Here is a 14523-nt window from a genome sequence, read left to right as displayed (position 1 = left end):
AATTAAAGGTTAAAAAACATAAAAAAGCCGACCTCCAGCCATCGGAAGTCGGCAATAGTAGTTGGAAAAACAGTAGAACGCTAAAACGGATTAATGCATGCGTAAAAAGTTACTTAGCGATACTTTGAACAAGCGCAGCGACTTCTTCAGCCGTGCCAAGCTGCAACGCTTTTGCAGCCAAATCCTTCATGTCGGCAGCCGACAATTTAGATATTTGACTACGCGCTGGCAAAATGGAAGTTGCACTCATGCTGAATTCGTCGAGACCAAGACCCAGTAGCAGCGGAATAGCTGTTGCGTCACCAGCCATTTCACCACACATCCCCGTCCATTTACCTTCTGCATGGGCTGCATCAATTACATTTTTGACCAAACGCAGGATGGCTGGATTGTAAGGCTGATACAGGTAAGATACCTGTTCATTCATACGGTCCGCAGCCATTGTATATTGAATAAGATCATTCGTACCGATACTGAAGAAATCAACTTCCTTAGCAAACTGGTCAGCCAGTACAGCAGTTGATGGAATCTCAACCATTATGCCAAGCTGAATGTTGTCTGATACTTCCTTACCTTCTTCCCGAAGCTTAGCTTTCTCTTCGAGCAAAAGATCACGTGCAGCACGGAATTCACCAAGCGTAGCTATCATAGGGAACATAATGCGAAGATCCCCGTGAACACTTGCTCTTAGTAATGCGCGTAATTGAGTACGGAAAATATCCTGACGATCCAGGCAAAGACGGATCGCACGGAAACCAAGGAAAGGATTCATTTCCTTCGGAAGGTCAAGATAAGGCAGCTCTTTATCGCCACCGATATCCAGGGTACGTACGACTACCGGCTTACCCTTCATGTTCTCAAGTACAGTACGGTAGGCGTTATATTGAATTTCCTCAGAAGGCAGCTTATCGCGACCCATGTAAAGGAACTCAGTGCGGTACAGACCTACACCTTCGCCACCATTCTCAATGACACCATTCACATCATTTGGTGTACCAATATTGGCAGCTAGTTCAACATGTTTACCGTCTGCTGATACTGTAGGTTCGTCGCGAAGTTTCTTCCATTCTGCGATTTGCAAGTCGTAAGCTTCCTGCTTGCGAGTGTACTCTGCCACTTCAGCTTCGCTAGGATTGATCAGAACGTCTCCGTTCAGACCATCGACAATCACCAAATCGCCAGAATTCACTTCTGACAGAACCGTTTTAGTTCCAACAACCGCTGGAATTTCCAAAGAACGAGCCATAATTGCAGAGTGAGAAGTCCGTCCACCGATGTTCGTTGTGAAGCCTTTAACGAACTTACGATTAAGCTGTGCTGTATCCGATGGTGTTAGATCTTGAGCAATCACGATTACTTCTTCACTGATTTCTGCAGGACTTACATAATGAATGCCCAGCAGGTGGTTCAGCAAGCGCTTGGTAACATCACGCATATCAGCTGCACGTTCCTGCAGATAGGCACTCTTCATATTTTCAAACATCTCAATGAATTGCGTAGCCACTTCGTTTAGCGCATAGTCCGCGTTAACCGATTCCTCACGGATTTTATCAATTACAGGATTGATCAGTTCTGGGTCATCAAGAATAAGCAGATGTGATTCGAAAATCTCAGCCTTTTTCTCCCCCAGCTCTGCCAAAGTACGCTCTTTAATCGTTTGCAGCTCCACTCTTGATTTGGCGAGTGCATCATTTAACTTAGCGACTTCTGCTTCAGTATCACTGATACTTGTCTTCGTAATCGTATAATCCGGATGTTTCAGGATAAAAGCACGGGCTACTGCAATCCCTGCTGAAGCCGCGATTCCTGAAATCTTATTCATGGATTTCCCCTAGCCCTTCTTTAATCATTACTTCTTGAAGAGCGTTCAAAGCTTCTGCTTCTTCGCTTCCTTCAGTAATCAAAGACAAAGTATCTCCAGCTTCAAGACCCAATGACAATACGCCAAGAATGGATTTCAAAGTTACTTTTTTACCTTTAGCTTCTGCATATGCTTCTGTACCTTTGAATTTTGTTGCTGTATTTACCAAGGCAGTTGCTGGACGTGCGTGAATTCCATCTTCATCGACAATTCTGAATGTTTTTTGCATAATATTATCCAACTCGCTTTCTGTTATTAAAGTATTTTAAATTTATAGTGAAAGCTTCGCTTCCTTGTATGAACAAGGAAGCATCGGCCCTTGCACTTTTACTGAATCGTAATAATGTCTTGGTCTCCTATAGAAACCTTACCCGGCTTCTTCAATGTTACAGAAGAGCCTTCTGGTAAATTAGAGAAAATAACAGGTGAGATTACAGAAGGTGCATGTGCTTTTACATACTCTAAATCCACTTCCATAATCGGTTGTCCAGCCGCTACAAGATCGCCCTCTTCAACTAATACCGTGAAGCCTTGACCTTTAAGCTTAACCGTATTAACCCCAATATGAACGAGCACTTCCTTGCCTCCGTCAGACATAATACCGATGGCATGTTTGCTCGGGAACACGTTAAATACCTTACCGTAAACCGGTGAAGCAATCTTCCCATCTTCGGATAGGAACGCGAAGCCGTCGCCCGTCATTTTTTGGGAGAATACTGGATCTGGCACCTCTGTGATATCCAACAACTCACCGTTTACTGGAGATACGATATCTTCCTTGATAATCGCTTCACCAGCTTCACCTGCCTGTTGTTCTTCTTCTGGCTCTGGAGCAACCACTACTGGAGCTGCTGAAGCCGCAGGTGTCTTTCCGTTAATCACATCTTGAATCTGCGATTTAATCGTATCTGAACGTGTGCCAAAAATCGCTTGAACGTTATTACCCACTTCCAGCACACCTGATGCACCAAGTTTCTTAAGACGGTTCTTGTCTACACCTGCCTTATCTTTAACTTCAACACGAAGGCGGGTAATACAAGCATCTAGATGAGTGATGTTTTCTTTACCACCTAGAGCGGACAAAATGTTCCGCGGTAGATCATCACCGGCTCTGGAGACAGACTCCGTATTCACTTCTTCTTCTTCATTGGTATCTTCTTCACGACCCGGTGTCATAAGATTGAATTTCCGAATTACAAACCGGAAGCCGAAGTAATAAATTAAGGCAAGGACCAGACCTACCGGAATGACCAGCCACCAAGCTGTACGGTTCGGGATAATACCGAAGAGCACAAAATCGATAAAGCCACCCGAGAATGTCATGCCGATTTTAACATCCAGAATATGCATAGTCATAAAGGACAGACCTGCAAACACAGCATGTACAGCGAACAGCAACGGAGCCACGAATAGGAACGAGAATTCGAGCGGCTCAGTAATCCCTGTCAAGAACGATGTCAATGCCGCGGAAATCATCAAACTTCCGACGATCTTTTTATTCTGAGGTTTAGCTTCATGATAGATAGCCAAAGCCGCTGCTGGAAGACCAAACATCATGAATGGATATTTACCTGTAGTAAATGTCCCTGCTGTGAAGTCTACTCCATCGCGAAGCTGCTGCATGAAGATCCGTTGGTCACCACGTACCAATTCTCCAGCTTTATCAACGTAGGTACCAAATTCATACCAGAATGGAGAGTAGAAAATGTGATGCAGTCCAAAAGGAATGAGCGAACGTTCGATCGTTCCGAAGATAAACGCTGCAAGCGTTTTGTTCGTATCAATCATACTTTGTGACACATAGTTCAGACCATGTTGAATAGGTGGCCATACTATTGTCAGTAACAAGCCCAAGATTAGAGCTGTTACCGCCGTCATGATCGGTACGAAACGTTTACCTGCGAAGAAACCCAGGTAAGAAGGAAGCTCAATTTTGAAGAATCGCTTGTACATGGCCGAAGCCAATATACCGACGAGTATACCTCCAAACACCCCTGTTTGCAGTGTTGGAATCCCTAATACGCTGGCATACGAGAAGTCGCCTTGGCTCAGGACGTAATCATTAACGCCAATAACTGTACCCATCGTAATGTTCATTACGAGGAAACCGATAATGGCAGCTAGACCCGCAACACCTTCACCGCCGGCTAAACCTATCGCAACCCCCACCGCGAAGAGTAAGGCTAGATTATCAAATACAATTTGTCCTGAGTTCATCAATACGTTGGCAACAGCCTGAACAACATGGTTCTCCAGTGCTGGAACATATTGCAGGAAGTCTGGGTTTACCAGCATGTTTCCTATTCCAAGAAGCAAACCTGCCGCAGGCAGAATAGCTACTGGAAGCATCAGAGCTTTACCAACTCTTTGTAAAACACCAAACAACTTTTTAAACATTTAGGTTACTCCTTTCATTAATTTCACTAAAACAGATGCCAAAAAAGGCATGAGCAACACAGTATAGGAGTTGTAATCTAACGCTATCGTTAGATTGCCCCAAGAAGGGGGTTAACAACCAAAATACTGTAATTCACTCATGCCTGATCGAATCAGTTACACGCTCGATATTCTGTTTTGTTGATGACAGTGAACATTGTAGCATCGTTTTTTTTAAGTGGCAAGCGTTTTTTTTGAAACCATGATTTGTTACAACTTTTGCACTTTAAGGAGCTTCACCATTCTTGTCCATATCTTGTTCGTCCACTTTTTTCTGGGCAATACGCTGCAGATGAATCGTCAAATAACTTACCTCAGCTTGATACACGGGAATTCGCACACGCTGTTCGATAATTTTTGTTAATTTCCAAGCCAACGAATACATCTCAGGATACTCCCGTTTCATGAGTCCATCCAGGGTTGAGGTCTCTTGTACCGCCTCTCCGCGGCGTAATCTTTCTAGAACGAATCGCAGATGGGTTACCAGTCTTGAGTAATCAAGTGAATCACGTGGGATTCGATAGTCCAGATAATTCTCGACTAACCCAACCAGCTCTCCAATCAAGAGAGAATGTTGTCTAACCTCGGAAATTTGCCTATTACTAAGTGCGCTGACAATATGAAGAGCCACAAAACCTATCTCATCCACCGGCAATTCCACGCCCATAGCCTCATTGATCCGTCCAATCGCATATTCTGCCATCTTATATTCCTCAGGATAAATCTCCTTAGTTTCATACAAAAATGGATTATGAATTGGGATATCTTGTTCAAAACGACGGATAGCAAAGGAAATATGGTCGGTAAGTGCAATGTGAATATGCTCATTAAGCGGCTGACGGCTACAATGCATAATATGTAATACTATTTCTTGAACGACCTCAATCAACTTCTCATCCACTTGGGGAAGAAGCTGTTTATATTGTTCCTGCTCCTCCTGGCTGCGAAGAATAAACATCTTCTCCACGGAGGATAGATTAATCTGATCCCGCAGCTTGCGGTTAAACCCTATCCCTTTACCGATAACTACAACCTCGGAATATTGAGGATGCTGGGCAATGATAACGTTGTTATTCAACACCTTCGCCACTGTTATGCTACTCATTTTTGACACCTCTTTTATTTCTAAACACCTAACTTCCAGCAGCATACGCAATAAGAAATCGTACGATGAATACAAGCTTTGCTACCATCATAACACCAAGAATTGCATATTAGAAGAACACTCTGTGTCCTTACTAAGCTAGTAGATCAGAGTGAACAGCCTTAAAGGCTTTTATTTTACCTGAAAAAATCTTTAAACACCAGTGAAAGCGTCGATGTCTATATATACAATAATTCCCACGGGATGCCGATAAGCTATAAAGCTTCATCAAAAATCACCTGTAAACGCATGAGCTTTTTATCATGTTGTCTAATTTAGATCAAAACAGATCAAAACATAAAGATTAAGGTATGACCAGCAGCTTTGCCAGTCATACCTTAAGTAAATTAAAACCATATAAATTGCATTAAACTATTTTTCCTTTTGTTCAGGCACAGAAGTTAAAGTCTCGCTGGCTGTACTAGATGTTGCTGATGGCTGAATATAAGTTGCAGGTGTAGCTGGTGCAACAGGTGCGACTGGTGTAACTGATGCTCCTTTGCTTCCGGAAGCTTTAGAGGTCAACCCCTTGATCAGTGCCTCTACATCAATCCCTGAGACGCTCTTCAACATCTCTGGAGCGGTGGACATTAGCTGAGTCACATAATTGCTGACCCGGGCTGCACCTTCCCCGTTACCGGTATCTACAACGGTAAGTTTATCAATAGATGCCAGCGGCTTCGCAATTTGGCCAGCCAAATCAGGCAGCATTTTGACGATGATATCGAGCACCGCCGCTTCGCCGAATTTCTGGAAAGCTTCCGCCAGTTTCTCTTTGGCTTCTGCTTCCGCTAGACCGCGCAACCGGATAACCTCAGCATCCGCTGTACCTTTAGCCAGCTCTGCATCCGCCATCGCTTGACCTTCAAGACGCTTCTGCTCAGATGTCGCTTTAGCTTGCGTTTCAATACTATATTGCAAGGCATCTGCCTCACGCATTCTCTTCGCCTTATCGGCTTCCGCCGCTTGCTCTACTGCATAACGATCCGCTTCTGCTTTTTTCTTCACTTCAGCATCATACTGCTTCTCGCGAACTTGAATTTCTTTGGCTTGCAAATCGATTTCACGTTCCTTACGTACCAGCTCAACCTTCATCTGTTCTTCAACAACGGTCTGCTTTGCACGTGCCTCTTGAATATGATAAGCCTGATCGGCTTCCGCTTTCGCTGTATCCTGATCCCGTTTAAACGCAGCCACCTTAAGCTGGTTTTCCTTGGAGGCTTCGGCAATATTCGTATCCCGCAGCAGCTCAGCTTTTTGCCCTTGCTCTTCTGCGTTTGCCTTTTGAATTCTCGCATCCCGCACTGCTTCTGCTTCAGCGATCTCTGCATCCCGCTTCACAGCAGCTATCCGCGGTTTACCCAGTGCCTCTAGATATCCATGTTTGTCTCGCACATCCTTGATGGTAAAGGAAACAATTTGCAGACCCATTTTCTTAAGATCACGTGCCGCCACGCCTTGAACCTCTTGCGCAAAGCGGTCACGGTTACGATATACTTCCTCAACGGTCATCGAACCGAGAATGGCCCGCAGATGACCTTCAAGAACTTCTTGTGCTTCGCTCTTCAGTGCTTCAATCGGTTTGCCCATAAATTGCTCAGCAGCTGTCGCCACATCTTCCGTTGAGCTACCCACTTTAATGATCGCCACACCGTCGGCAATAACCGGAACCCCTTGTTCGGTGTATACCTCCGGGGTCGTCACATCGAGTTTATGAGAAAGAAGCGACATAAATTCAGCCTTCTGAAAGACTGGGAGTATAAAGGCCCCGCCCCCGCGTACAATCTTTATTTTACGGCCAGAACCATCGTCTGAAATATGATTTTTCCCTAAGAACGACCCCGTTACGATCATCCCTTCATCGGGTCCAACCGTTTTGTAACGTGCCCAGAATGCGATACCTAGCACAAACAAGACAGCAACGACAACAGCAGGGACTAACAAATACTCAGGAATACCGAACATTAAAGATCCACTCCTCTTCTCTTTTCGAATTCTGACACCAATGCAACGCCTTCTCTAACCTCCACTACAACAACTTTAATCCCTGCCGGAAGCAGCTCATGATCAAAGCTTGCTGCCGTATGCAGGCTATTGCCGGCGCCAAACTTTACCATAATCTCACCATAACCAGTGGCGGGAACAGGAATTGTGATTTCCCCGATCTTGCCAGGCAGATCACTCATTGAGAAACCATTGGACATTTCGCTTTTTTCCATGGGCTTAACCACCCCTAGATACATAAGTACTCCCAAAAAAGCGGCGGCTAACAAAGACAAAGCAATGATCGCCCCAGCTTCCAGAGCGCTGTACCGGGTTAGAAGAATGCCCGCTCCGCCGAACACGGTTATTCCTCCTGCCAGTACGGTGGGATTCAGAAAATCTACGGATACGAAATCAAAGACCCCATGCAAGGCATCTCCGATCAGATCTCCCACCAGGACGCTGACTATGGCAAATATGACGCCTAGCGCCAAGCAGCCTAAATACAGCGTTTGCATTTTTGTTTCCTCCTGTCTTCAATCAGGACTGTCATATTACATTAAACGTACAAAGTAGGTCCTTGGTTTCACAATCTTTGGATATTCACCCAAATAAGTTCCATTCAGAGGATAAGCATGCTCACATTGGCACTATTTTATTACATGTGCTGGGGCTGTCCTAAAGGCCGTTCAATAGTTGGTGGAGCACGGATTTTTGTTGGTAACACTCTCGCGCGTATGAAGAGGCTATGTTGCTTTCGCGCCTCGGCACCTCGGCCTATCGGACTCAGCAGACCCTATTCGCCGATTTATCCGACATTTGGTATGCTATCGGACCGCATAGTCCCTATTGGCATAAAAACCAGCAAATATAAGACCCTTTCGGAGCAATAGTGTCTCTGGTGTCCGAAAGTTTGCTCAAAAGGCTGAAAATTCGCATATAACGTCAGCTGGGTCCGTAGGGTAGGCGTGTATTGGTAGAGGAATCAGTCGTGTGGGGATCTTACAAACCCTAGTTGGTTGGGTAACACTCTCGCGCATATGAAGAGGCTATGCTGCTTTCGCACCTCGGCCCATCGGACTCAGCAGACCCTATTCGCCGATTTATCCGACATTTGGTATGCTATCGGACCGCATAGTCTCTATTGGCATGAAAATAAGCAAATATGAGACCATTTCGGAGCAATAGTGTCTCCGGTGTCCGAAAGTTTGCTCAAAAGGCTGAAAATTCGCATATAACGTCAGCTGGGTCCGTAGGGTAGGCGTGCATTGGAAGAGGAATCAGTCGTGTGGGGATCATACAAACCCTAGTTGGTTAGGTAACACTCTCGCGCGTATGAAGAGGCTATGCTGTTTACGCGCCTTCGGCCCATCGGACTCAGCAGACCCTATTCGCCGATTTTTCCGACATTTGGTATGCTATCGGACCGCATAGCCCCTATTGGCATGAAAAACAGCAAATATAAGACCATTTCGAAGCAATAGTGTCTCTGGTGTCCGAAAACTTGCTCAAAAGGCTGAAAATTCACAGATAACGTCAGCTGGGTCCGTAAGACTCTCGAGGACGGTCGACGGATTAGATTACGGGTGCGAACAGTGATAGATGAGGTACGCCAGCGGCAGCGGAGGTTCGCCAGCGGCAGCGGAGGTTCGCCAGCGGCAGCGGAGGTTCGCCACCGGCAGCGAAACCTTGGGATGAGAACGACCGAAAAGTATAGCAAGAGGAGCAAGTCACACTAGACCATAAACACAAAGAAGCGAATCCTCCATAACGGAGGATTCGCTTCTTTGACATTCTATTGCGACTTCTAGAATAAAGACAAATGGTCTCTTTCCGTAGAAGAATTTACTTACAAAGCCATTTTATAAATCTCAACTACATCTTCACGCTCAAGCTTGCGGAAATTACCAAATGCTCCGAAACGAACAGCCTTGTCAGCCATACTGCCGATCTCGCTGTCATCAATATCATAATCTCCAAGCGTCTTCGGCGCACCGATGGAATCCCAGAAATTACGCAGAGCCTCAATACCCTCCAGCCCGATTTCTTCATCAGTTTTGCCAGCAGGTTCAACTCCGAACACATTTACTGCAAGCTGACGGAAACGCGCAGGGTTTGTGCTGAGATTATATTTCATCCATTGCGGGAACAGAATCGCCAAACCTCCGCCATGCGGAATATCGTATACAGCCGACACTGCATGCTCGATATTATGAGTCGCCCAATCCCCGGCAAAACCCATGCTGACCATTCCGTTAAGCGCCATCGTACCGCAGTACATAATGGTCTCACGCAGCTCGTAGTTGTTCAGATCTTCGATAAGCTTCGGCGCGGTTTCAATTACAGTGCGCAGCAAAGTTTCACAGAACCCGTCTTGTACCGGTGTATTGCCGTCTGTATGGAAATAGTGCTCCAGTACATGTGACATGATGTCCACCATGCCATAAACGGTCTGATCACGTGGCAGAGAAAAAGTGTTCTCTGGATCAAGAATCGAGAATGCCGGGTAGGCATGCACGCTGCCCCAGCCCATTTTTTCCTTAGTAACCTCGTTTGTGATTACCGAGCCGTTATTCATTTCGGATCCCGTAGCAGCCATTGTCAGCACTGTGCCCAGTGGAAGCGCGTCTTGGGCCGCTGCTTTACGCTCTACAAAGTCCCACATATCACCATCATATTTGGCTCCAACAGCAACAGCTTTTGCGCAGTCCAATACGCTTCCGCCCCCTACTGCGAGAACAAGGTCAATATTATGCTCCCGGCACAGCTCTACGCCTTTATGTACTGTGGAAAGACGTGGATTGGGTTCTACTCCAGAGAGTTCGGTCACTGTAGCGCCTATTGAACTCAGCTCAGCAACTACTTTATCGTACAAACCGCTGCGCTTGATACTGCCGCCACCGTACATCAAAAGCACATTTTTACCGTACTTAGGCACCTCCGTCTTCAAGGCTTCAAGGGTACCCTGTCCAAAAATCAGCTTGGTAGGATTATAAAATTCAAATTTACGCATATGTGTAAACCTCCAGTAGTTAATTCGTAATGTCTTACTCCTTCGTATTATAAACCTCTGATTACCTGCATTCAAATTAGGTGGCTGCGTTTCGTCATTCTGAATAAAAAAAGATGCCCCAAGCCCATAGGCTAGAGGACATCCTTAAATCCAAATTCACTTACTACAAAGCACCGAAGCTTGTTACGAAACGGCGGAAAGCTGCTTGACCTTCTGGAGTCCGTTTGTAAACGCCAGCGTGTTCAAGAATATGCGTAAACTTGATGCCAACTTCGTTCTGCACAATCTTGAGCGCTTCCTCGTGTTGCAGTGCAGTTCCGAATCGCTCCACCAGCTCCTGAATCCAAGCCGCATGCTGCGCAAGAGAATGACTAGGGTCATTCTTCACCGCTTCTAACAGCGCTTGATCTCCTGCAAGAATACCTGCGATGGAATCGAGTTCTTCCTTCAAACGGCCCGGCAGAATCGCCAGTCCCATAACTTCGATCAAGCCGATGTTTTCTTTCTTGATATGATGCATTTCCCGGTGCGGATGAAAAATCCCTTCAGGATATTGCTCATTAGTCCGGTTATTCCGCAGCACAAGATCCATCTCGAAGCTGCCGTCCTCGGCCCGGCGGACGATAGGAGTAACGGTATTATGAGGTTGTACTTCACCGTCAACCTCACTAAAGGCTAGCACTTCAGCCTCTGGATCGCTGTAGGCTTTCCAAGCTTCATAAAGCGCATTTCCGCATTCCAATAGAACCGCAGGATCTTCTCCATTTAAACGTAATACGGACATCGGCCATTTTACGATATTAATGCTGACACCCGGATAAGAAGCATGTGTAAATGTATCTTCCTTAGGCGCTTTTTGAATCGGGAATGTGTGGCGTCCGCCCTGAAAATGGTCATGCGTCAGAATAGAGCCGCCAACAATCGGTAAGTCTGCATTGGAGCCAATAAAATAATGCGGGAATGATTCCACGAAGCTAAGCAGCCGCTTCAAGGTATCCTTGGTAAGCTTCATTGGCACATGATCATGATGGAATACAATACAGTGCTCATTGTAGTAAACATATGGCGAGTATTGGAAGAACCATTTTTCATTATTCAGGTTAAGCGGAATGATACGCAAGTTCTGACGTGGCGGATGATTGATCCGTCCGGCATAACCTACATTCTCACGGCACAGCAGACATTTCGGATAGACTGGCGGCGGGAGCAGCCGAGCCATTGCGATTTCCTTCGGATTTTTCTCAGGCTTGGACAAATTGATCGTCATTTCAATGTCTCCGTACGGCGAATCCTGCAGCCAGTAGACATTCTTCGAGATCCGATCCATCCGAATATAGTTCGAATCAATGCTCAATTTATAAAAACGGTCTGTAGCCGCGGAGATGCCTTTTTCAGCGGTCAGACTATAGAACTCAGCATTTACATCCGAAGGACGGGCCATGAGAAGTCCCATAATCTTGGCATCCAGCAAGTCACGGTAAGTGTCACTATTCTCTGGGATCAATCCGATTTCAAAACCATAATCAATCAGTGCATCGAGTGGAGCCTGCGGCCCTTCCAATGGACTTTGATCGATGTCACCTACATGCGGCTCACTGAAACCGAACTGTTCGAGCAGCACATTACGGCTATAATCTTCATCGGATGGAGCTATAAGCTGCTGGCGCAGTGCGAACAGAACAAGCTGCTCAATCGCATGTAATGCTTTCTGGCCAGCAGGTGTAATCTTATTCTCGTTGTGCATTTTAATTCTCCTTAAGTAGGGTCTCAAGTTCAAGATAAGCTAACCTAAAGTCCCTTATTCTCCGTATCCTTGCGGATTGGCAGAGTGCCAGTTCCATGCACTTTGAATGATATCTTCCAAATCTGCATGCTGCGGGTTCCATCCAAGGACGCTACGCGCTTTGTCGGAGGAAGCTACCAGCACAGCCGGATCGCCGGCACGGCGTTCTTGAATGACTACAGGAATTTCAAGTCCAGTAACCTTCTTCGCCGTTTCAATCACCTGTTTTACCGAGAATCCAAGTCCATTGCCCAGGTTGAAAATATTGCTGCTGCTTCCGCTGCGCAGATAAGTTACCGCACGGACATGGGCGTCAGCCAGATCGCTGACATGGATGTAGTCGCGCACACAAGTACCGTCTTCTGTAGGATAGTCATCTCCGAAAACTGCGATACTGTCACGTTGCTTCAAGGCCGTTTGCAATACCAGCGGCACCAAATGACTTTCTGGACGATGGTCTTCACCGATTTTACCACTGGCATGTGCGCCAGCTGCATTGAAGTAACGCAATGCTACGTATTTGATGCCCAGTACTTTGTCAAACCAAGCCATCATCCGTTCCATGGTCAGCTTAGTTTCTCCATACACATTGGCTGGTTCAGTGCGGTCTGTTTCTTCAATCGGCACCTTTTCCGGTTCGCCGTAGGTTGCGGCAGTGGACGAGAATACGATCTTGTTCACGCCAGCTTTTTGCATAGCTTCTAGAAGACACTGTGTACCATATACGTTGTTGTCGTAATATTTTACAGGGTCCTTCATGCTTTCTCCGACCAAAGAGCTTGCAGCAAAATGGATAACCGCTTCAATCTCATTTTCAGCGAACAGCTTACCCAGCAGTTCTTTATCACGCAGATCACCTTCGTACAGCTTGCCACCCAGCAGTGCCTCACGATGCCCTGTTAGCAGATTGTCGATGACCACCACTTCTTCGCCACGATCCAGCAGCTCCGCTACAGTATGAGACCCAATATACCCTGCTCCACCTGTTACTAAAATCGCCATCTGATTACACTCCCTTCAATTCTTGGACACCATTACCGATGCCGCAAACGTAGAACTCGCCAACCAAACCAGATCTTGTGGTATAGGCTTCACCAACTTCACGAATAAAACGTTCTATATCATCTTCATGTACCAAAGATACTGTACAGCCTCCGAAACCCGCGCCAGTCATACGGGAACCGAGTGTACCTGGGATGCGCCCAGCTTCTTCAACCATAATATCAAGCTCTGCACAGCTAACTTCATACAAATCGCGCAAGGATGCATGCGAATCATTCATGAACTGTCCAAACTGCTTCAGATCATTGTTTTTTAATACCTCAACGGAATCTAGCACGCGTTGGTTCTCTTCCACAACATGGCGAGCGCGGCGTCTTACAATTTCGTCTGTGATTTTATCTTGATGTGCTTCGAACTGTTCACGATTAAGCTGTGCCAGATAAGCTAGTGAAGGCACTTCTTTTTGCAAAATAGCTAATGCCTCATCACACTGCTGACGGCGTTCATTGTACTTGGAATCTACAAGCCCTCTGCGTTTGTTCGTGTTGCCGATAACCAATTTGTATGAACCTGTGATGAACGGTACCAAATTGTACTCAAGTGTGTCGCACATCAGCAGGATCGCATGATCGCGTTTGCCGTTAGCAACTGCGAACTGGTCCATTATTCCGGAGTTTACACCTACATACTGATTCTCAGCACGCTGGGACAAAAGTGCAATCTCTACAGTGTCTGTATCGCCACCTTCGAGAGTCAGGAACGCATAAGCAGTAACGACTTCAAGAGAGGCCGAGGAGGACAAGCCTGCTCCATTCGGAATATCGCCATGGAACAGCAGATCGTACCCTTTGGATACTGGGGTGCTTTTCTTATCCAGCTCAACCATTACCCCAATCGGATAGTCAATCCATTCACCCGTTTTGGCCTTGCCAATTTCGCTATAATCAATAGAAGCTTCGTAAGGAAAATTAGTTGATGCAAAATTCACTTTGCTGTCACTACGTGGACGCACAATCAGCGTTGTACCGAATTCCAAAGCTGCGGGAAGTACATACCCGCCGTTATAATCCAAGTGCTCTCCGATGAGATTGACACGACCTGGTGCATAAAACACCTTAGCCTCTTCCCCGCTCACCCCATATTTTTCAATAAATTTGTTATTAAGTTCCTGTATGCTCATTAATGCCACTCCATCCTTTCGCTGCTTCAGCCAGTGGGAATTAGTAAAGCGTTCTTTATGTACTCATTATAATAGATTCATTCATCCTCTGATAATGCAATCATGTGTGTAATGTATGGAT

At 46.0% G+C, this 14523-nt stretch carries 11 protein-coding genes; all 11 read right to left on the bottom strand.

The window, feature by feature from the left end; genetic code table 11:
- Positions 1-109: 109 nt before the first annotated feature.
- The 11 genes from ptsP to MHB56_RS22450 all read right to left on the bottom strand — a co-directional run bounded on the left by ptsP (position 110) and on the right by MHB56_RS22450 (position 14402).
- Positions 110-1822 (bottom strand): phosphoenolpyruvate--protein phosphotransferase, encoded by a 1713-nt coding sequence (gene ptsP / locus MHB56_RS22500; protein WP_076126376.1) that lies wholly within the window; start codon positions 1820-1822, stop codon positions 110-112.
- Positions 1815-2090, bottom strand: coding sequence for an HPr family phosphocarrier protein (locus MHB56_RS22495; RefSeq protein WP_076126374.1), 276 nt, complete (start codon positions 2088-2090; stop codon positions 1815-1817). Before MHB56_RS22495 ends, ptsP begins: the two co-directional genes overlap by 8 nt.
- 98 nt (positions 2091-2188) lie before the next feature.
- The gene (ptsG, locus tag MHB56_RS22490) at positions 2189-4258 is read right to left on the bottom strand and encodes a glucose-specific PTS transporter subunit IIBC (protein WP_339811381.1); all 2070 of its coding nucleotides are present in this window, start codon (positions 4256-4258) and stop codon (positions 2189-2191) included.
- A gap of 265 nt (positions 4259-4523) precedes the next feature.
- On the bottom strand, positions 4524-5402 hold the full coding sequence (glcT, locus tag MHB56_RS22485) for a glucose PTS transporter transcription antiterminator GlcT (RefSeq protein ID WP_076126370.1): 879 nt from the start codon (positions 5400-5402) through the stop codon (positions 4524-4526).
- Between the two features lie 411 nt (positions 5403-5813).
- Positions 5814-7406 carry a flotillin family protein gene (locus MHB56_RS22480; RefSeq protein WP_081392480.1) on the bottom strand — a complete coding sequence of 531 codons (1593 nt, stop codon included), beginning with the start codon at positions 7404-7406 and terminating at the stop codon, positions 5814-5816.
- Positions 7406-7942: a protease gene (locus MHB56_RS22475; protein WP_076184696.1), complete on the bottom strand. Its 537-nt coding sequence runs from the start codon at positions 7940-7942 to the stop codon at positions 7406-7408. Before MHB56_RS22475 ends, MHB56_RS22480 begins: the two co-directional genes overlap by 1 nt.
- 1057 nt (positions 7943-8999) lie before the next feature.
- Positions 9000-9218, bottom strand: a complete 219-nt coding sequence (locus tag MHB56_RS22470) for a hypothetical protein (protein WP_341144027.1) — start codon at positions 9216-9218, stop codon at positions 9000-9002.
- Positions 9219-9273: 55 nt separating this feature from the next.
- Entirely contained in the window at positions 9274-10437 is a 1164-nt protein-coding gene (locus MHB56_RS22465; protein WP_076184697.1) for an iron-containing alcohol dehydrogenase, read from the bottom strand.
- A gap of 163 nt (positions 10438-10600) precedes the next feature.
- Positions 10601-12181 (bottom strand): UDP-glucose--hexose-1-phosphate uridylyltransferase, encoded by a 1581-nt coding sequence (locus MHB56_RS22460; RefSeq protein WP_076192848.1) that lies wholly within the window; start codon positions 12179-12181, stop codon positions 10601-10603.
- A gap of 54 nt (positions 12182-12235) precedes the next feature.
- Positions 12236-13222, bottom strand: coding sequence for a UDP-glucose 4-epimerase GalE (gene galE / locus MHB56_RS22455; RefSeq protein WP_036680993.1), 987 nt, complete (start codon positions 13220-13222; stop codon positions 12236-12238).
- Between the two features lie 4 nt (positions 13223-13226).
- The gene (locus MHB56_RS22450; protein ID WP_076126360.1) at positions 13227-14402 is read right to left on the bottom strand and encodes a galactokinase; all 1176 of its coding nucleotides are present in this window, start codon (positions 14400-14402) and stop codon (positions 13227-13229) included.
- Between the last annotated feature and the right edge of the window lie 121 nt (positions 14403-14523).

Origin of the sequence: Paenibacillus sp. FSL H8-0315 (genome assembly GCF_038005365.1) — a bacterium.
Lineage (GTDB): Bacteria > Bacillota > Bacilli > Paenibacillales > Paenibacillaceae > Paenibacillus_AQ > Paenibacillus_AQ odorifer.
Note: the sequence above shows the minus strand (reverse complement) of the source record. Positions and strands in the feature narration are given on the sequence as shown.